Origin of the sequence: Oceanispirochaeta sp. M1 (assembly GCF_003346715.1) — a bacterium.
Taxonomy (GTDB): domain Bacteria; phylum Spirochaetota; class Spirochaetia; order DSM-2461; family DSM-2461; genus Oceanispirochaeta.
In genome coordinates this window covers 14,579-33,975 of the sequence record NZ_QQPQ01000020.1, presented here as the reverse complement: position 1 = coordinate 33,975, position 19,397 = coordinate 14,579, and the positions used below count along the sequence as shown (strand labels likewise).

Annotated in this window: 19 protein-coding genes; 5 read left to right on the top strand and 14 right to left on the bottom strand. The window is 43.6% G+C overall.

Features of this window, described 5'->3' with window-relative positions; genetic code table 11:
* Nucleotides 1-23: 23 nt before the first annotated feature.
* Genes DV872_RS14975 through DV872_RS14960 form a run of 4 tightly spaced genes read right to left on the bottom strand, consistent with a single transcriptional unit; the run spans nt 24 to nt 2,727 of the window.
* A complete protein-coding gene (locus DV872_RS14975; RefSeq protein WP_114630763.1) occupies nt 24-617 on the bottom strand; it encodes an NADH:ubiquinone reductase (Na(+)-transporting) subunit E in 594 nt (197 codons plus the stop codon).
* On the bottom strand, nt 614-1,225 hold the full coding sequence (locus DV872_RS14970) for an NADH:ubiquinone reductase (Na(+)-transporting) subunit D (RefSeq protein WP_114630762.1): 612 nt from the start codon (nt 1,223-1,225) through the stop codon (nt 614-616). The genes DV872_RS14975 and DV872_RS14970 overlap by 4 nt, the downstream gene beginning before the upstream one ends.
* The gene (locus DV872_RS14965) at nt 1,226-1,828 is read right to left on the bottom strand and encodes an FMN-binding protein (protein ID WP_114630761.1); all 603 of its coding nucleotides are present in this window, start codon (nt 1,826-1,828) and stop codon (nt 1,226-1,228) included.
* Nucleotides 1,825-2,727, bottom strand: a complete 903-nt coding sequence (locus DV872_RS14960) for an RnfABCDGE type electron transport complex subunit D (RefSeq protein WP_233516430.1) — start codon at nt 2,725-2,727, stop codon at nt 1,825-1,827. The genes DV872_RS14965 and DV872_RS14960 overlap by 4 nt, the downstream gene beginning before the upstream one ends.
* A 188-nt stretch (nt 2,728-2,915) precedes the next feature.
* Between DV872_RS14960 and DV872_RS14955 the strand changes: the two genes are divergently transcribed.
* Nucleotides 2,916-3,344 carry a SoxR reducing system RseC family protein gene (locus DV872_RS14955; RefSeq protein WP_114630759.1) on the top strand — a complete coding sequence of 143 codons (429 nt, stop codon included), beginning with the start codon at nt 2,916-2,918 and terminating at the stop codon, nt 3,342-3,344.
* A 20-nt stretch (nt 3,345-3,364) separates the two neighbouring features.
* On the opposite strand, the gene zwf is transcribed toward DV872_RS14955, so the two are convergent.
* From zwf to DV872_RS14940, 3 genes are all read right to left on the bottom strand, one after another.
* Nucleotides 3,365-4,702, bottom strand: a complete 1,338-nt coding sequence (gene zwf, locus DV872_RS14950; RefSeq protein WP_114630758.1) for a glucose-6-phosphate dehydrogenase — start codon at nt 4,700-4,702, stop codon at nt 3,365-3,367.
* Nucleotides 4,703-4,705: 3 nt separating this feature from the next.
* Nucleotides 4,706-6,409: a glutamine--tRNA ligase/YqeY domain fusion protein gene (locus DV872_RS14945; protein ID WP_114630757.1), complete on the bottom strand. Its 1,704-nt coding sequence runs from the start codon at nt 6,407-6,409 to the stop codon at nt 4,706-4,708.
* A 101-nt stretch (nt 6,410-6,510) separates the two neighbouring features.
* Nucleotides 6,511-6,774 (bottom strand): hypothetical protein, encoded by a 264-nt coding sequence (locus DV872_RS14940; RefSeq protein ID WP_114630756.1) that lies wholly within the window; start codon nt 6,772-6,774, stop codon nt 6,511-6,513.
* 94 nt (nt 6,775-6,868) lie between these two features.
* On the opposite strand from DV872_RS14940, the gene DV872_RS14935 reads away from it, so the two are divergent.
* From DV872_RS14935 to DV872_RS14925, 3 genes are read left to right on the top strand one after another with little or no spacing between them, the layout of a single operon-like run.
* Nucleotides 6,869-7,822 (top strand): D-2-hydroxyacid dehydrogenase, encoded by a 954-nt coding sequence (locus tag DV872_RS14935; protein ID WP_114630755.1) that lies wholly within the window; start codon nt 6,869-6,871, stop codon nt 7,820-7,822.
* A gap of 24 nt (nt 7,823-7,846) precedes the next feature.
* Nucleotides 7,847-9,220, top strand: a complete 1,374-nt coding sequence (locus DV872_RS14930; protein ID WP_114630754.1) for an aspartate kinase — start codon at nt 7,847-7,849, stop codon at nt 9,218-9,220.
* A complete protein-coding gene (locus DV872_RS14925) occupies nt 9,217-9,969 on the top strand; it encodes a DUF6062 family protein (protein WP_114630753.1) in 753 nt (250 codons plus the stop codon). Before DV872_RS14930 ends, DV872_RS14925 begins: the two co-directional genes overlap by 4 nt.
* 97 nt (nt 9,970-10,066) lie before the next feature.
* Here DV872_RS14925 and DV872_RS14920 read toward each other — a convergent pair whose 3' ends face one another.
* Entirely contained in the window at nt 10,067-12,712 is a 2,646-nt protein-coding gene (locus tag DV872_RS14920; protein WP_114630752.1) for a valine--tRNA ligase, read from the bottom strand.
* Between the two features lie 159 nt (nt 12,713-12,871).
* Between DV872_RS14920 and DV872_RS14915 the strand changes: the two genes are divergently transcribed.
* The gene (locus DV872_RS14915; RefSeq protein ID WP_147283180.1) at nt 12,872-13,342 is read left to right on the top strand and encodes a pyridoxamine 5'-phosphate oxidase family protein; all 471 of its coding nucleotides are present in this window, start codon (nt 12,872-12,874) and stop codon (nt 13,340-13,342) included.
* Between the two features lie 29 nt (nt 13,343-13,371).
* Here the strand turns inward: DV872_RS14915 and DV872_RS14910 are convergent, their stop codons facing one another.
* The 6 genes from DV872_RS14910 to groL all read right to left on the bottom strand — a co-directional run bounded on the left by DV872_RS14910 (nt 13,372) and on the right by groL (nt 19,394).
* Nucleotides 13,372-13,947 (bottom strand): nitroreductase family protein, encoded by a 576-nt coding sequence (locus DV872_RS14910; RefSeq protein WP_114630750.1) that lies wholly within the window; start codon nt 13,945-13,947, stop codon nt 13,372-13,374.
* A gap of 121 nt (nt 13,948-14,068) precedes the next feature.
* Nucleotides 14,069-15,121 (bottom strand): protein translocase subunit SecF, encoded by a 1,053-nt coding sequence (gene secF, locus DV872_RS14905; RefSeq protein WP_114630749.1) that lies wholly within the window; start codon nt 15,119-15,121, stop codon nt 14,069-14,071.
* On the bottom strand, nt 15,121-16,845 hold the full coding sequence (gene secD, locus DV872_RS14900) for a protein translocase subunit SecD (protein ID WP_114630748.1): 1,725 nt from the start codon (nt 16,843-16,845) through the stop codon (nt 15,121-15,123). Before secD ends, secF begins: the two co-directional genes overlap by 1 nt.
* 18 nt (nt 16,846-16,863) lie before the next feature.
* Nucleotides 16,864-17,253, bottom strand: coding sequence for a preprotein translocase subunit YajC (yajC, locus tag DV872_RS14895; protein ID WP_230391497.1), 390 nt, complete (start codon nt 17,251-17,253; stop codon nt 16,864-16,866).
* Nucleotides 17,254-17,323: 70 nt separating this feature from the next.
* Complete coding sequence (locus DV872_RS14890; RefSeq protein WP_114630747.1) at nt 17,324-17,611, bottom strand: hypothetical protein; 288 nt, start codon at nt 17,609-17,611, stop codon at nt 17,324-17,326.
* 136 nt (nt 17,612-17,747) lie between these two features.
* On the bottom strand, nt 17,748-19,394 hold the full coding sequence (gene groL / locus DV872_RS14885) for a chaperonin GroEL (protein WP_114630746.1): 1,647 nt from the start codon (nt 19,392-19,394) through the stop codon (nt 17,748-17,750).
* Between the last annotated feature and the right edge of the window lie 3 nt (nt 19,395-19,397).

Below are 19,397 nucleotides of genomic sequence, written 5' to 3'. Positions count from 1 at the left end.
TACAAAAATCTCCTTTTTGCTAACTACTGAACATTCAGCATGCCGGAAAAACCGACAAAGGCCATGGCCATAAAACCAATGGTGATCAGGGTTATTCCCGGCCCCTGCAGACCTGCTGGTACTGGTGACTTCTGCAGCTTCTTCTGAATGGCTGCAAGTGCCATTATGGCAAGCCACCAACCCAATCCTGAACCGAGTCCATAAAACAGGGTCTGGAGAAAACTGTAATGTCTGATCTCAACAAAAAGTGCGACACCCAGGATTGCGCAGTTAACCGTAATCAGTGGAAGAAAGATTCCCAGGGACAAATAGAGTCCCGGTGACACTCGGTCAATCACCATCTCAAGAATCTGTACGGTTGCCGCAATTACGATTATAAATACGATATACCGGAGATAGAGAAGATTCATGGGAATAAGCATATAGTTAAGAATAGCCCAATTTATAACAGAGGTGAGAGTCAGAACTACTGTAACAGCCATTCCCAGGCCGTTTGATGACTTTATATCCTTGGAAATTGAGATAAAAGAGCACATTCCCAGGAAGTTTGCCAGCAGAATATTACTGGTGAAAATAGATGCAAATAACAGTACAAATGGATTTATATCGGGAGTCATCTGGCCGCTCCTTTTTTAAGCATTATTGATTTGACAACCCAGAGGAATGTTCCAAGCAGAAAGAAGGCACTGGGAGCCATAACCATGATTGTCCAACGTGTAAAACTTTCAGGCATTACAGGAAAACCGAAAAGAGTACCGAAACCAAGAAGTTCTCTTATAAAAGCGATAATCATCAAAACCCACATATATCCAAGACCGGATGTAATGCCATCCCAGAATGAAAGAAGAGGTCCATTGGCCTGTGCGAATGCTTCGGCACGTCCCATGATGATACAGTTTGTAATAATCAGACCGACATAAGGCCCCAGTGATTTACTGACTTCAGGCAGATAAGCCCTGAGAAGAATATCAACAATAATTACATAAAATGCGATGATCAGGGTCTGCACAATCATTCTTACCTTGCGGGGAATGAGTGATTTAATAATGGAGACAGTCACGTTTGTAAGAGCCGCCACAAAGATCAGAGCCACAGTCATGGTAAATGTATTGGTCAGGTTATTGGTGACTGCCAGGGTGGAACATATACCCAGTATTTGTACAAAAACTGGATTATTTGTCCACACATTATCCTTAAAAATGGCAGAGGGTGTAGCTTCGTTCATCTATTTCCTCCCCTCTGTTTTAAGATATTCAATCTCATTATTCACAATTGTCTCCATAGACTTGCTGGTCAGGGAGGCACCGGTGATACCGTCTACCCTGGAATTTTCAGAATCCTCATCTGAAGAGCCTGCTCCCTTGGCAACTGTGATGCCTTCTGTGGAGATTTTTTCACCTGAGAACTGCTTTTTGAACCACTCCTCATCGATGCGGCCGCCCAGTCCCGGAGTCTCATTATGACTGATGATATCAAGTCCGATGATCCGCTCGACTTTATCATCCACAGCGATAATACCTGTTATGGTTCCCCACAGTCCGCTTCCGGAGAAATAACGGATCAGAACACTCTGTCCTGCAACTTCAGTCTCGATCATTTCACCGGGCTGAGGGACTGAATCAAACTCTTCCGTATAGACTTCTGAAATTTTCATCTCATCAGCGGGCATTTTTCCGATTGATTTTAATACTGAACTCTGTACTGAGACGATTTTGTTCTGTTCAACCAGTTCAACGGTGGCATCATTTGCCAGGGCAAGAAAAAAAACAAAGAAAAAGGCGATGATAAAAGTAAAAATTATTGTATAGATTATCCCGTTTTTATTCATTTCCCGGCTCCTTTCTTCTTAGGAGTGAACCACTCATCAAAGAGTGATGCGAAGGTATTTCCCATAAGGATACCGAAACTGGTTCCTTCAGGGAAAAGAGAAAATACACGGACAAGACAGGTGACACTGCCAATCAGAATTCCATATAAGTACTGTGCCTGATTTTTCTTGGGTCCCGTTACGGGATCAGTTGCCATAAATACTATGACGAATAGAACAGAACCTGAAAAAAGTGCTTCCATAGGCGGAAATGATGCAGGCACGCCCATAAAAAAAAGAATGGATGACAGGGCTGTAAAGCTGACTGCCGTTGAAAGAATGATTCTCCAGCTGGCTGTTTTAGTATAAATAAGATAAATTGCAGCCAGTATAATCAGGATAACAGCTGATTCTCCCAGAGAACCCGCTCTGATGCCCGTCAGAAGATCCATAAGCTCAGGATTGGTTCCTGCTCTCATCAATCCAAGAGGAGTCGCTGTAGAGACCGCATCAGCCTGATTCATGCCGAAATTACCGGGCGTCATCCATCCGGTCGTCATAAATGATGGAAATGTAATGTAGACGAACAGACGTCCTGTAATAGCAGGATTGAAGATATTTCTACCGAATCCTCCGAAAATACATTTACCGAAGAGTACACCGAATATAATACCGATCGCTGCGACCCACAGGGGTACCATGGGGGGCATGGATAGGGCATATAATGCCGATGTAACCAATACGGCTTCGGAAACCTTTTTTCCTCTTGCCTTCATAAAAAAATATTCTGTAAGTGTTCCTGCAATAAAAACTACCGCATGGATCATTAAAGATCTCAAACCGTAGAGGTACAGGGAGAATATCATAATTGGAAGGAGTGAATAGACTACTCTTCTCATCATGATTTGTTTTTGAAACACAAACGACCTCCTGAAGTTGTCTGATATATTCTGCATCAGATCTGTTGTAGAATTGCTTTGCAAAATCTACTATTCAAATAATAATGTCTAATTGAGTAGAAATTCAAAAGAATCAATCAATTTTTATCAATTACTACTGGAATTGTAGTATATAAAAATGTAAATTAGTAGTATACGGAGTAAAAAAAATGTCTAAATATGCACGAATACTTGAAATAAATAATGGGCACGTTCTTGTGGGCCTGTTAAATGATAAGGGTCTCTGCGGCAGCGGAACCTGTGAAGGATGCAGCTGTTCCACAAAAATGCAGACCATGAAAGTAAAAGTACCCGGAGCCCAAATGACCGGCAGTATGCTGAAAGCAGGAATTGATGTTGAGATGAAGATCCCGAAAGGAACTGCATTGGACTGGTTTCTGCTGATTTTCCTACCTGTGATTTTGACTGTTTCTGCTGTATTCCTCCTTCAGGGACAGAGTGAGGCTCTCAGAAATATGAGCGCCCTCGCCTCTGGTATCCTGGGCTTTGTTCTTTCTGCACTGATCCTGAAGATTCTCAGGAAGGATCAGACCATAGAGCTGATACCTGTAAAAGCGGCAGCAGCGGGAGATCTTTAAGAATAGGGATAAATGTTTTCTCATGAGTGACAGCTGTTGGCATAAACAGACATATCGACCCAGTCGGCATCCAGATCTGAATGAGGAAGTTTCCCCCTTCTATAAAGACCGGGGTTTCCCATATCCAGATAGGGTTCTATCTTTTGCCAGGAAAGCTCTGTTTCCTCAGCACTTACAAAGAGTGTCTGATCTCCTTTCAGGGCATCCTGCAGAAGTTTCTGATAGGCATCAGGGATGTTTCCATCGTAGGATGAGGCAAAACAGAAATCCATATCTGTATTGGTTATCTCCATATCGCTACCAGGTATCTTGGTTGAATGATCAATTATGATTGAAGAATCAGGTTGTATCTGAATAAGGATTTTATTCTTCTGGAGATCCCCTTTTGCATTGAATAAAAGACGGGGAACACTTTTCAATGTGATAGCGATGCTGGTTATCTTCTCACCCACTGCTTTGCCGGTTCTGATATAGATAGGAACACCTGTCCAGCGGAAACTGTTAATTTCAAGCTTCATTTCAGCATAGGTTTCAGTTTCAGAATTTTCTAAAACCTTAGGTTCCGATTGATAGCCCTCATACTGTTTTATTCTGCACTCTTTAATTTCAAGAGCCTTTAACACAGCCATCTTCTGGATTCTGATCTCCTCGGGATCCAGAGAGACCGGAGCTTCCATAGTCAGCAATGCCAGGAGTTGGAACAGGTGATTTTGAATCATATCCCGGATAATTCCTGACTTGTCAAAATAATCACCCCTGGATTCTACACCCAGTTCCTCAAATGCAGATATCTGTATGGACTCTATAAAGCCGTTATTCCACAGAGGGTAAAAGATATTATTGGCAAAACGGAACACCAGAATATTCTGAATGCTCTCCTTGGCCAGGTAGTGATCTATACGGTAAATCTGTTTTTCGCTGTAGAATTCTTTGAGCTTTTTATTCAGTTCCCTGGCTGTCTTGAGATCACTGCCGAAGGGTTTCTCTATAATGAGACGGACATTGTCTCTGAATCCCTGATTATAGAGATGCTCGGCAGTACTTCCGTACACTCTGGGAGGAAGAGCCATAAAAACTATGATCTGCTGAAAATCACCAAGAGACTGAACCCTTTCATATAAGCCGTCCATCCCCTGATGATAATGAAACTTGGAACCATATTTGCTGTCAGTGAGTTTATTCAGCTCCCTGAAGCTCTCATCACTCAGTTCTGTCCGTCCATTCCCCAGTACGCAGCAGTTTTCTTTGATAATTCCCTGATCATAAAGTTTAATGATTGCAGGGATAAGTTTGCGCTGAGCAAGATCGCCCGAGGCACCCATGATGACTATTGCGGAACGTTGAATGGACTTATTCATCTATTATCCTTTTTTCTGTAACTTTGCCCAGGAATCCTTAAGGGCAACGGTTCTGTTGTATACAGGATGTTCGGGGCTGTGGTCCCTGGAATCGGCACAGAAATATCCCTGTCTCATGAACTGAAATCCCTTAGCTGCAGGAGCATCTGCCAGTGAAGGTTCAAGAATACAGTCAGTTTTAACTACAAGTGATTCACTGTTGATGTAATCCTTGTAATTCTTACCTTCTTCCATATCATCCATGTTTTCCAGGGTGAAAAGGTTGTCGTAGAGTCTGACTTCCCCTTTTATCCCCTTTTCGACTGATACCCAGTGGAGAGTTCCCTTTACTTTTCTGCCGTCTGGTGAGTCTCCGCCTTTAGTGGCAGGGTCATAGCTGCAGAGAAGCTCAACGACTTCTCCCGAGTCATCCTTGATGACCTCAGTGCATGTAATGAAATAGGCATGTTTCAGACGTACTTCCCGACCGGGGGCCAGACGGAAGAACTTTTTGGGAGCATCCTCCATAAAGTCATCTTTTTCGATATAGATTTCCCGGCCGAAAGGAACCATCCTTGTTCCGGCTTCGGGATTTCCCGGATTATTATCAGCCACAATATCTTCAATCTGACCTTCGGGATAGTTTGTGATTGTCACTTTAAGAGGATTGATTACGGCCATGGCTCTCTCTGCGGAAGCGTTCAGTTCTTCACGGATGATGTACTGAAGGAAGTTGATGTCCACCAGAGAATTCACCTTGGAGACTCCGATCTCTTTTGCAAATCTTCTGATTGATGCAGGGGTGTATCCTCTTCTTCTGAAACCGGACAGTGTGGGCATACGGGGATCATCCCAGCCGTTTACCATGTTTTCAGTAACAAGCTCGAGGAGCTTTCTCTTACTCATAATGGTATAACTCAGGTTCAGCCTGGCAAACTCGATCTGACGGGGATGACAGGGGGCTGAAACATTATCCAGGAACCAGTCATACAGGGGTCTGTGGTTTTCAAACTCCAGGGTACAGATTGAGTGGCTGATTCCCTCAATAGCATCTTCATAACCGTGGGCAAAGTCATACATGGGATAGATCTTCCATTTATCACCGCTTCTATGGTGAGACTCTTTACGGATTCTGTAGATGGCAGGGTCACGCATATTCATATTCTGATGAGCCATATCAATTTTGGCTCGGAGTATGCAGGAGCCTTCATCCAGTTCACCCTTTGTCATCTTTTCAAAGAGCGCTCTGTTTTCCTCTAAGGATCTGTTCCTGAAGGGTGAATCTACTCCGGCTTTTGTGGGGGTACCTCTGTTTGCACGCATCTCTTCGGCGTTCTGGCTGTCCACATAGGCTTTGCCGCTGTCTATCAGCTCCAGGGCCCAGGCATACATCTGATCAAAGTAATCAGAGGCATAGAAAACATCAGGGTTGAATCCAAGCCAGTTCACATCTTCAATGATGGAATCAACATATTCCTGATCTTCTTTGCTTGGATTGGTGTCATCAAAACGGAGGTTGCATTTTCCATTAAAATCTTCGGCGATACCGAAGTTGAGACAGATGGACTTACCGTGTCCAATATGCAGGTAACCATTGGGTTCCGGTGGAAAACGGGTGTGAACCTCACTGTTTTTTCCTGAAGCCAGGTCTTCTTTTATAAACTGCCGGATAAAATCCGGTCCTTTAGTCTTTCCGTCGTTTTCTTTTTCATTAATGTTGGGAGCCATATTTTCCTCTTGCTGATTGTTTTTTCATAAAACCAGATATTCCGGATATATTATCATAAAGTTTTTTTTACTGGTAGATACTACAGACAAATCACTCAGTATTATTGATGCCGCCTGAGGCGCCGTTCCTCACGGACAACACCTATGGGCTTGAGCATCTCCTCAAGCCAGATCTCCGCCTCTTCCTTGGAGACAAAATAGCGGGAATGTATCTTTCTGTTTGACTTATCTGCCAGAGATCTGTCGCTCTCCTCTATCTGGGAAGATGAAAAAACCCAGACACCTTTGTTCTGGTAACTCTTATAATGGATCGAAAAAATTTGAGCCAGATTCACATAGACACCGTCATCAACTTCAATAAACACAAATTGCTCCCTGTAAAAGACTGGGCATTGCCCATAAAATCAGTATTATAAGTAGTCTAATAGAATTATAAAATTACACAAGGATTGTTGGTAAATGAATATAAGTATTTTAGATTCCGCAAGTCTCGGTGCTGATATGGATCTATCGCTTTTCGCTGACCTGGGTCAATGCAGCATTTGGCCGCAGACCTCAAAGGCTCAGCTTGAAGAGCGGATAAAGGACTGTGATGTCATTATCAGCAATCGGGTCATACTGGGTGCCGAAGAGCTGGCATTGGCTCCGTCACTGAAGCTTATTGCCCTTACGGCAACAGGTGTAAATACAGTTGATCTTGAAGAGTGCAGCTCTCGGGGCATAGGCGTGGCCAATGTATGCTCCTACTCCACTGACAGTGTGGCACAGCACACCTTTTCAATGCTTCTGTATCTTCTGGAGCAGACCCGCTACTATGATGACTATGTCAGGAAGGAAGGATACCGGAGAGATCAGCGTTTTGCAGATGTCTCACGTCCCTGGACAGAAATATCCGGAAAGACCTGGGGAATTATTGGTCTGGGTGACATAGGCAGAAAGGTAGCCACCATTGCCTCGGCATTCGGTGCAGAGCCGGTTTATTACAGTACCAGCGGAATTGATCGGGATGAAGAGTACAGGAGACTTAATCTTGAAGAGATCTGTGCTCAATCGGATATTATTTCCATCCATGCTCCTTTGAATGAAAATACAAGGCTCCTTCTCGGGAGTGATGAGTTTTCCCTTATGAAGGATTCAGCCTATCTGGTAAATGCCGGACGGGGGGCCATTATAGATGAACCAGCCCTTGCACAAGCACTTAAGGATGGAAAACTTATGGGAGCATCACTTGATGTACTTACAGATGAGCCTCCCCATGAGGACAATCCTCTGCTTCCTCTGATCGGGGAAAAACTGCTGATAACCCCGCATAATGCCTGGGGCAGTATTGAATCGAGAAAAAGACTTATAAATGAAGTCTATGAAAATATAAAAGCCTTTTATGCTGGAATAAGAAGAAACCGCGTCGATTGACAGCCGGAAAAAGTGAGAGTAAAGATGAAGAAAATAGTTGTAAAATTCGGTGGTTCTAATCTGAAGACCAGAGAGGACATCCAGAAAATCGTCAGCACAGTCAAACTGTATAACCGGCCTCTGGTTATAGTTGTTTCCGCTTTCTACGGAATTACAAACTATCTGACAGAAGGTATCCGGACAGTACGCCGGGATGATAGTTATATCACCGAGATGATTTCCTACCTGAAAGAGATGAAACGGGCCACCATTGAAGAAAATATAGATAATGAGGAAGACAAAGAAGAGGCCTATAACCTGATCAGGGAACGACTGGATCAGGTGGAGAGGAATCTTCTGGGTATCCATTACATAGGGGATATCCCCAACTTTATAGAAGACAGGATTCTCAGTTACGGAGAGCGGCTCAGCTCCATGCTCCTGGCACTGATCCTCAAACACAAGGGATTTGACGCACAGGAGCTTCTCCCCGAAGATATGGGACTTATCACAGATGGTGAGTTCAGTAACGGCACAATAAATTTCAAAGCATCTGAAGGTCCTGTTGCAAAGGCTCTTTCAGCGGAAAAGATATTTGTTGTACCGGGGTTTTACGGTATCTCAGAAGAGGGAAAGGTTACCCTTCTGGGCCGGGGGGGAAGCGACTATTCAGCAGCCGGTATAGCCCGCTGTGTGAAAGCGGAGTCCCTTGATATATGGAAAGATGTAAACGGTTATATGACAGCGGATCCGAAGATGGTTCCTGCAGCCTCAAGAGTTGATTCACTGAGCTATACCGAAGCAGCAGAACTCTCCTACTTCGGTGCAAAAATACTCCATCCCAGAACCGTAGAACCCCTGGAGCATATGAATATCCCCATCAGGATCTTCAATATTGACGGCCCTAAGGATAAACTGACACCCCTCTCCTGTATCGGTACACCAAAGAACGAGCCCGACAATCGGCCCAAGTCTGTTACCTACAGTGATGATTTCTCCATTCTCAAGGTGAACGGACCGGGAGTGGGAATTAAACCCGGGATACTGGCAAAACTCACCGAGACTCTGGATCGTGAACAGATCAATATTAAATCTGTAGTCACTTCCCAGACAGCCATAAATTTCTACCTTGAATCAGCCGATCTGGATCGGGCAGTGAAAAGTATAAAGGCTATCGAAGAACAGGCCATAATCAAGGTACAGGGAATCTCTGATATGTCCATTGTATCTCTTGTAGGTTCGGGCATTGCCCATGAGCCGAGAGCTGCTTATAGAATGCTCAAGGCATTATCCGATGAAAATATTCATACACAGATTGTATCTCTGGGAGCTTCCGAAGTCGCCGCCTATGTTGTGGTCAAACAGGAAGACAAACAGAGAGCCGTTAAAGCTGTACACAAGGAGTTCTTCGAGTCATGAAATATAAACTGGAAACCATACCCGTCTGGGATGCCTTCAAAGAGGACTGTGAATGCCCATTCTGTAAGCTTCAGGCGAAAGCAGAGAATAGATATCTGAAATACTATCTTGGCAATTCCGCCATGAATCCCGAGACCAGGGTTGAGCTGAATAAAACCGGATTCTGCCCTGAACACTTCAGTAAACTGTTAACCGAGAGAAGTCCACAGCATCTGGGGCTGATTACTCATACTCACCTGCAGGACTGGATGGCTGACAGAGAGAAGCGTTTTCCCGGAGGCGGCAGGGAAGCTGATCCGGCTGCAGCGGAACCTAAGAAAGGTCTGTTCGGCAAAAAACGGTCTGCTGTACAGCGCTATAAAAACCATTGTGATGAAAGGAATGATGCCTGCCTGATCTGCGACAGAATCGCCAGGACTATTCAGCGCTACTCCTTTACCACCTGTTATCTATGGAAACGTGATGAAGAGGGATTCAGAGAATTTATGAAGGGGACAAAGGGATTCTGTATTCCCCATGAAACATCTCTTCTCCTTATGGCTGAAGAGATTCTTAAGAGTAAGGAACAGATTCTCTTTTTTCAGGATGTAAAAGATCTGCAGATGCAAAACTTCCAGCGCCTTGAAGAAGAGATCAACTGGTTCACACAGAAGTTCAAGGCAGAGAATAACAGCAAACCCTGGGGAACATCAGAAGATGCTCACTACAGAGCCATTCAGAAGCTCAGTGGACGCATGACGGCCCATTGAGTGTGACAATAAAAAATGCCGGAGTGGAGGAATCCACAGCCGGCATTTTTATTGTCAATTCTTTATGCCCCCCCGGGAAATCCGGGGGACAGGAAAATCAGCTTTTCAGCTCTGCCAGGTAAGTATTCATCTTTTCGATGGCATTTTTAAACTCTTCCAGCTTTTCCTTCTCTTTGGCAATAACTTCATCAGGAGCCTTTGATGTAAACTTTTCATTTCCCAGTTTCTTTTCTGTGGAGATAAACAGCTTCTCATTCCTGGCGATATTCTTTGTGAGTCTGGCGATTTCCTTATCCACGTCTATCATATCCCGGATATAGAGAAAGGCTTCAAAAGATTTACCAACGGCTGTTACGGAGCCAATAGTCTCATCTGATGCATCCAGAATATCAAAATCATTACAATGGATCAGTGAGGAAACCAGAGCCCCTTCACTCTTCATGAAATCGGTCATTGTCTTGTCAGCTGTTTTAATCCTGACTTTAATATCCTTTGAAGGTGGAATATTAAACTCTGAGCGGAAAGTTCTTACTGACTGTACAAAATCCTGAAGCTGAGCAAAGTTATTTTCCAGCTCAGGATTATTCAGAGCCTCATCCACAACAGGGAAAGAAGCAGTGATAAGCGGTCCGTCAACTCCGGGAAGTTTCTGGTAGATCTCTTCGGTGAGGAAAGACATAAAGGGATGAAGCAGGCGCAGCGACTTGTTCAGAACATCCAGCAGTACGGATACGGCTCTGTCCTTCTCTTTGTCATCCTTGCTGTAGAGATACAGTTTTGTAGCTTCCACATACCAGTCACAGAAATCATTCCAGAAGAATTCATAAACTGTATGGGACATGTCATCAAAACGATAAACCTCTACGGCCTTTGTTACATTTGCAATGGCGGAGTTCAGTCTGTGATAGATCCATTTGTCTGCTGCATTGAGTGTAATGTCAGGAGTATCCAGCAGTTCACGTCCTTCAAGGTTCATCAGGATGTAGCGCGATGCATTCCATACTTTGTTGCAGAAACGGCTTCCCAGTTTTATGTCTTCCATTTCAAGAGGAATATCCTGTCCCTGAGCTGAAAGATATGCCAGAGTGAATTTCATGGCATCAGCACCATACTGTGCAACTATATCAAGGGGATCAATTCCGTTCCCCAGTGACTTGGACATCTTACGTCCCTGTTTATCTCTTACCAGAGGGGTGATGTAGATGTCACGAAAAGGTGCCTGTTCCATAAACTCTTCGGATGCCATGATCATACGGGCTACCCAGAAGAATATAATATCGTATCCGGTTACAAGAGCTGATGTGGGGTAAAACTTTTCAAGATCTGCGGTCTTTTCAGGCCATCCAAGAGTTGAAAAAGGCCATAACCATGAACTGAACCATGTATCCAGAACGTCGGGATCCTGTTCAATATTTGTGCTGCCGCATTTTGAACAGCTGCTGGGGTCCTGTCTCTCAACCAGGATCTCACCACAGTCGGCACAGGTCCATGCAGGGATTCTGTGACCCCACCAGAGCTGACGTGAAATACACCAGTCCCGGATGCCTTTGAGCCAGTGAGTATAAGTATTTTCCCATCTTTTAGGATAAAAGCGAACCCTATCCTCTTCCCAGGCTTTGAGTGCCTTTTCGGCCATGCCGCTCATCTTTACAAACCACTGATCAGACATATAGGGTTCTATGACTGATTTACAGCGGTAGCAGTGACCGACCTGGTGGGGCTGATCTTCAATTTTCGTAAGGAACCCGCCCTCTTCAAGTGCTTTCACTGTGGCCTTACGGGCAGTCTTTACGTCCATTCCTCTGAATGCTTCTGGTACATTGTCATTGAGCGTACCGTCACCGTTGAGGATATTAACCTTTTCCAGATTATGTCTGTTGCCGATATCCCAGTCATTGGGGTCATGGGCGGGGGTTATTTTTACAGCACCCGAACCGAACTCGCGGTTACAGTATGTATCTGTAATGATTTTAATTTTCTTATCTGTCAGAGGAAGGTCCAGTGTTTTCCCTACAACAGAAGCATAACGCTCATCTTCGGGATGAACCGCAACAGCTGTATCACCAAACATTGTTTCGGGACGTGTTGTGGCTACTTCGATAGAACCTGACCCATCACTCAAGGGATATTTAACATGGTGGAGTACACCCTGCTCTTCTTCATGATCAACCTCATCGTCCGCCAGAGCGGTACCGCAGGAGGGACACCAGTTGACGAGGTATTCTCCTTTGTAGATGAGCCCTCGTTCAAAAAGAGTTACAAATACTTCACGAACAGCACCGGATAGACCCTCATCCATGGTAAAACGTTCTCTGGACCAGTCACAGGAGGCTCCGATTTTCTTCAGCTGTTTGGTGATAACGCTGTGATGCTCTTCTTTGACCTTCCAGGTTTCCTCAATAAATTTTTCCCGTCCCAGGTCATGCCGGCCCAGACCTTTCTCTTTGAGTCTTCTCTCTACAACATTCTGAGTGGCAATGCCTGCGTGGTCGGTACCGGGAACCCATAGAGTGGGACGTCCCTGCATTCTCTGATAGCGGATAAGAATATCCTGTAATGAATTATTGAGCCCGTGTCCCATATGAAGGACTCCGGTGACATTCGGTGGAGGAATGACTATGACGAAGGGCTCTTTACTGTCATCTCCTGCGGGTTTAAAATACCCGCCTTCTTCCCAGTACTGATAAATTCTGTCTTCAAATTCACCTGGATTATAGGTTTTTTCCAGTTCAATAGCCTTCATGCGCCCTTCCTAATCAAATCTTTTGTGCATAGTAACAAATATAAAGCGATAGTATCAATTGTTTTGAACAAGTAAAGAGCTCCCCAGCAGTTGATTTTTCTGTTTATCCGTTTCTGGAATTATGGTATATTTACTTCATTAACGAGGACTTTTGAAAATATGCATAATCAGAAACAATTTTTTAACTGCAGATCTGAATTAAGAGCCGTTCTTTCAAAGGGCAGATACACGACCCTGGCACTTACAGACGGAAATGATTCATACATACTGACTTTAAGTTACGGTCTGGATGAAGATGAAGATATCCTCTATTTTCACTGTTCAACGGAAGGGACAAAAATTGACTTTTTTAAAAGTAATCCCTATCTCTGCGGGACTGTTATTCAGGATGACGGATATCAGCATGGAAAGTGTAATCATTATTATCATTCAGTAGTCTATTACGGTCTTCTTGAAGTCATCCACAAGACAGATGAAAAGATGAAGGCATTGAGATGTATGTTCGCCCAGCTGGAAGATAATCCGGAGCAATGGACAAAGCCTTACGAGGCTAAACCTGAAGCTCTGTCTGATGTCCTAATTATGAAACTTTCAATAGATGAGATGAACGGAAAACGGAATCCCGGCTGAATGCCCCGGCTCTCAGCCGGAGCACTCTATCAAATATGTTTGATCAGAAGAGTGTCAGGGCTTCTTTTAGGAATATAATGAACTCCCTTACTGTCCCTGTAGTAGGCAGTTACTCCATCACCCTTTACATCCACCATAACCCTCTCTTCCATAGGATATCCCAGAGCCAGAATAAGCATTATCTCCTTTGAATCATCCAGAGACAGAAGAGATGTCACTTCCTTCTTCATAAATGCACCTATCATACAGGAGGCTATTCCCTTATCCATCGAAGCAAGCTGCATGGTCTGGGCAGCTATCCCGATATCAAGACCGGCTGATAAGCTGATATCCTTATCCAGGATGATTGCCACATATCCCGTAGGACGTTCCCCTTCTACGGGTCCATCCCAATCCTTTAAGGCACCGGCCCATCTTAAATGGGAATATAACTCTTTCATAAAATCCGAATTATCTATGGTGATATATTTCAGAGGCTGCTGATTCGCCGCCGAGGGACAGGCCCCGGCAGCCTTGACCAGATATTCCAGAAACCCCTCAGGTAGTGACTTTTGTTCAAATCTGCGGCAGCTTCTTGTTTTTACTACTAAATCAATAAAACTCATATTCACTCCATTTATATTTAAATTTAAGGTTCTCAGTTTCTATCAGGTTCAGCTTTATATTATAAACAAAAACAGCCCCCTGTTGGGAGCTGTTTTCAAAAAAAGCGAAAGTTTAAAAGAATTATTTCTTTTTCTTTTTCTTTTCTTTGCTTTTTCTTTTCCTCTCAGTAGCCTCTGCGATTTCATCAGCACTCTGCCGTACAGCAGGTTCTGAATCCTTTTCTGCAGGTTTGGCTGCTTCAACTTTCTTTACTTCAGCAGGTTTAGTGACGGTTACCTTGGTCTTAGCTTTCCTGGCTGCAGAATCATGCCATCCCAGAAGGATAGTAGATGCAATGTAGATAGAAGAGTATGTACCGACAATAATACCGACAATCAGGCTCATCGCAAATGTTTTGATGGTTCCTGTACCGATGAAGAAGATAAACAGTACGGCAATAAGTGTCGTAAATGATGTAATAAGTGTTCTGGAAAGAGACTGAGAAATAGAGATATTGATAACATCTTTAAAGGTTTTGTCTTTAATCAGTCTTGTATTCTCTCTTATTCTGTCAAAAATAACGATAGTATCGTTCAATGAGTAACCGATAATGGTCAATACCGCAGCGATAGTCGCTGTGGAGAACTCAAGCTGCATAACACCGATAAATCCCATAAGAAACAGAACGTCATGGATAATTGCCATAATGGCGGATACCGCATAATTCAGTTTAAAACGGAACCAGATGTAGATCAGAATCAGAGTCATGGCAACCAGTGTCAGAAAGATGGTCTGGCTGGTCAGGTTACCCGCAAAACGTGCTCCAACAAACTCAGTAGACTGAACAGTCACAGAACCGAAAGCGCTTGTGAGTCTGTCCTTGATAAGATCTTCAGTTACTAACTGGAAGTCCTTTACATTTTCATCAACACCTACACGAATCATGTAGTCTTTAGAATCACCCGCACCAACAGTTTGAACCTGAAGTGCTTCGATTCCGGACAGAGCGTCCTTGACTTCTGTAGTATTCGCTGCAGAGCTGATTGTCACACGCTGACTCAGACCGGCCCGAAAATCGATACCGAAGTTGAACCCGCCCTGGGCGAATGTACCGGCCCAGAAAGCAACAATAAGAACGCCTGAAATAGTCAGAAAGATAAATCTGCTTTTTGTAAAGTTAATCACTTTTTCCATTATTTGAGCCCCCAGGCAATGCTCATTTTGTCTTTCTTGAGAACATCGGAACCGAAGTCAAAGACAAGACGGGACACGAAAATAGCTGTAAAGAGTGAACAAACTATACCGACAGCCAGGGTAATTGCGAATCCCTGGATGGGTCCCTTCCCGAGTTGAGAAAGAAAAATGGCAGCAATAAAAGTTGTAATGTTGGCATCCATAACTGTCCAGAATGCCTTTTTAAATCCGGCTTCTACTGCAGCTGATCTGGATTTACCCACTCTCAGTTCTTCCTTGATACGCTCAAAGATAATTACATTGGCATCCACAGCCATACCGACAGTGAGGATAAGACCTGCAATACTGGTCATGGTGAGTGTCATGTTGAAAGAGGAGAGGATAGCCACAATAAATACAAGGTTGAGGACCAGTGCGAGGTCCGCAATGAGTCCGGCACCCTTGTAGTAGATGATCATAAAGACAAATACGCCAATAAAACCGAAGAGAATTGACTTCAGACCGGCATCGATTGCATCGTTACCCAGTGAAGCACCAACAGCTGTTTCATTAGTAACTTCAAGCTCTACAGGAAGAGCAGCAGTTCTTAGAACCAGTGCCAGATCGTTGGCTTCATCTGAGTCAAAACCTGTGATTCTGACTGAATTTCTAATAGGTTCTGAAATTCTTGCAGCTGCTTTTACCTTGTCATCCATTACCACGGCAAGAGTATTATTAGTATTGTCGGAAGTGAACTTGTAGAATATTTCTCCACCTTCACTGTCCAGATTGAATATGACATTGGGCTGACCGGTTACCTGGTCGGCTATAACGTTAGCCTGCTCGATGTGCTGTCCGTCCAGACCGATTTCTTCAGAAATAACAACATATCTCTGGAACTGATCGATTCCATAGCTGTCTTTTTTGTAGTGTCCGTATACCAGAAGTCCCGCTTCAAGAATTGAATTATCTGAAGGACGTCCGTTTTCAAAGGTTTCACTGGGATTCTGAAGAGCATATTGGGCGATACGGCTTGTGGCTGCATCGTCAACGATATGAAAGTTCAGATTACCCTTACCCATAAGGAAGGAGTTTACTCTCTCGGGGTCAACTTCTCCGGGTATCTCAATCAAAATCTGGTTGTTTGACTGTTTTCTGATCTGAGGCTCTGTTACACCGAACTTGTCAATTCTGTTGTTCAGAATCTCCATGGCCAGCGTGAGGGCTTCTTTCATATCTTCTTCAGTAGGTTTTCTTTCCAGTCTTTCTTCCAGACTGTCCATATTTGCTTCAACAACAACACTCATACCACCTGAAAGGTCCAGACCAAGCATAAGAGTCTTGTTCTTAAGTTCTTTCAGACTGAGAATATCATCTCTGTAGTAATCTTCCAGAGCACTGTAAACTTCAGTTCCAGATTGAAATCCCGCCAGAACAGACTGAACAGTCCATGAATCGGGCATATCACGTTTTTCAAGTTTATAGTTGTCTTTTGCAACTGATACAAGAAAATCGATATTTGCAGGAAAGTCCGCTTCGGGGCTGTCCTTTACGAGCTCAACCAACGTATCGAGGTCTTCTGACGCTTCGATTTTGGCATAATTTCTGATCTGTTCCTTGGAGCCGTTAGCAAGGGTTTTCTTTTCTTCGGGAGTGTTGAAGTACCACTGTACTGTTGGGTACAGAAAAAAGGCACCTAGACCCAGAAAGAAAAGAACAACGATGAATCTCAATCGCTTATTCATTAAATTCTCCGGTAGCTGTTATTTTTTTTCTTTGCTGTCTTTACTGACTTTTTTGCTTTCCTTGCTGTCTTTCTTGTTCTCGGGAGAGACATTCAAAACAGTAGAAATGGCAGATTTGTTGAATTCAAGCTTGCATTCATCATCTACCTTAACAATGACAGTTTCTTCTTTTACTGAAAAAACGGTACCCCTGATACCACCAATGGTAACGACTTTGTCATTCTTTTTGACAGCTTCAATCATCGATTTAGTATCTTTTTGCTTCTTATTCTGGGGTCTGATAATAAGAAAATAGAAAATCCCGATTACCAGAGCAAAGGTAACGAGACTTGTTGTCATGGAACCGGAGCTGGAAGATCCACCACCGGTCGGCATACCCATTAAGAGAGCTAGACTCAAAAATTCCATATAAGTTATCCTCGAATTAAAAAATGTTGGGTAAAATTAGCACAGAAAAACGTGGGCCGTCAAGAATCAATTAGATTCGTTTAACCTTGGTAATTTTGTCAGGTACGTGAAAAACACCAAATAGACGTTTCAGCTCTTCGATAGATTTATACTCCGAAGCACTCTGTCTGTTGTATGATTCCAGCACCTTTTCCTGATCAGCTATATTCTCTTCAAAGAGTGCTTTACTGAAAGCAGCCTTGAATAATCCATTTTCCAACAGCTTTTCTAAGGGAGTTCCCGGCTTCTGTAAATTCTTATCACAAATTGCCGAAATTCCGCTGTAACCGATGGTGCTGACAAAATCATCCTTTTTCATAAACAGTCTCCTGTATTCCTTAAAATCACTGATTTATTGCTAATTATTATCCTGTGTATTCAAAATGAATCCAAATTCCCCAAAAAAGGAGGGAAGCTCACGCCTCCCTCCTCTATCATGGGGACAGGGGATTGATTTACATCATTCCGCCCATACCACCCATTCCGCCCATACCGCCACCGGCAGGCATTGCTGGTCCAGCATTGTCTTCAGGAAGGTCAGTAATGGCACATTCAGTGGTCAGAAGCAGAGCAGCGATGGATGCCGCATTCTGCAGAGCACTTCTTGTAACCTTGGCAGGATCGATGATACCGGCTGACAGCATATCGGTCCATTCCATTCTATAGGCGTCAAATCCGATACCTTTCTTTTCATGTTTGGCTTTATCAGCGATGATAGCACCATCGACACCGGCATTTATAGCAATTTGACGGATAGGTTCTTCAAGAGCTCTCTTGACGATATTGTAACCGACAATTTCTTCATCAGTCAGATCATCAGGCTGATTCATTGATTTGCATATCTGCACCAGAGTCAAACCACCACCGGGGACAATTCCCTCGTCAATGGCTGCACGTGTAGCAGAAAGAGCATCTTCAACTCTGTGTTTTTTCTCTTTAAGCTCTACTTCAGTAGCAGCACCGACATTGATTATTGCAACTCCACCGGCAAGCTTGGCCAGTCTTTCCTGCAGTTTTTCTCTGTCGTAATCACTTGAAGTATCTTCTACCTGTACTTTAATCTGAGCAATTCTTTCTTTGATATCAGACTCAGCACCTTCACCGTTGATGATGGTTGTGTTTTCTTTTTCAATCTTGATCATCTTGGCTCTACCAAGCTGTTCAAGTTCTGCATTTTCAAGTTTCAGTCCGATTTCTTCAGAAATTACTTCACCACCTGTCAGGATAGCAATATCCTCAAGCATGGCTTTTCTTCTGTCTCCGAATCCGGGAGCCTTGACGGCACAAACGTTCAGAGCACCTCTGATTGTATTTACTACCAGAGTTGCAAGAGCTTCGCCTTCAACATCTTCTGCTATGATAAGAAGAGGTTTGCTGGACTGAGCAACTTTTTCCAGAAGAGGAAGAAGTTCTTTCATGTTTGCAATTTTCTTATCGTAAATCAGAATATAAGGATTCTCCATAACAGTAGTCATTGTGTCTCTGTTGGATGCGAAGTAAGGAGAAAGATATCCTCTGTCAAACTGCATACCCTCAACAAAGTCAGTTGTTGTTTCAATTGTTTTTGATTCTTCAACAGTAATAACTCCGTCTTTTCCTACCTTTTCCATTGCATTGGCGATTTCTTCACCGATTTCATGGTCATTATTAGCAGAAATAGCGGCAACCTGTGAAATTTCTTCTTTGTCTTTAATGTCTTTGGAAATCTTTTTGATCTCTTCAACTGCATCTTCAACAGCTTTGTCGATTCCGCGTTTGATTCCCATGGGGTTAATTCCGGCAGCTACACTCTTCAGACCTTCTTTTACAATAGAATAAGCCAGAACTGTAGCAGTTGTAGTACCGTCACCGGCAACATCATTGGTTTTGGTTGCAACTTCTTTTACAAGCTGTGCTCCCATGTTTTCGAAAGGATCTTCCAATTCGATTTCCCGTGCTACGGAAACACCGTCTTTGGTCACTGTAGGTGCACCGAACTTTTTGTCCAGAAGAACATTTCTTCCTTTGGGGCCCAGAGTAACTTTAACAGCGTCTGAAAGTTTTTCTACGCCTCCCAGAAGCTTTCTGCGGGCATCTTCATTAAACTTTAACTGTTTAGCCATAAA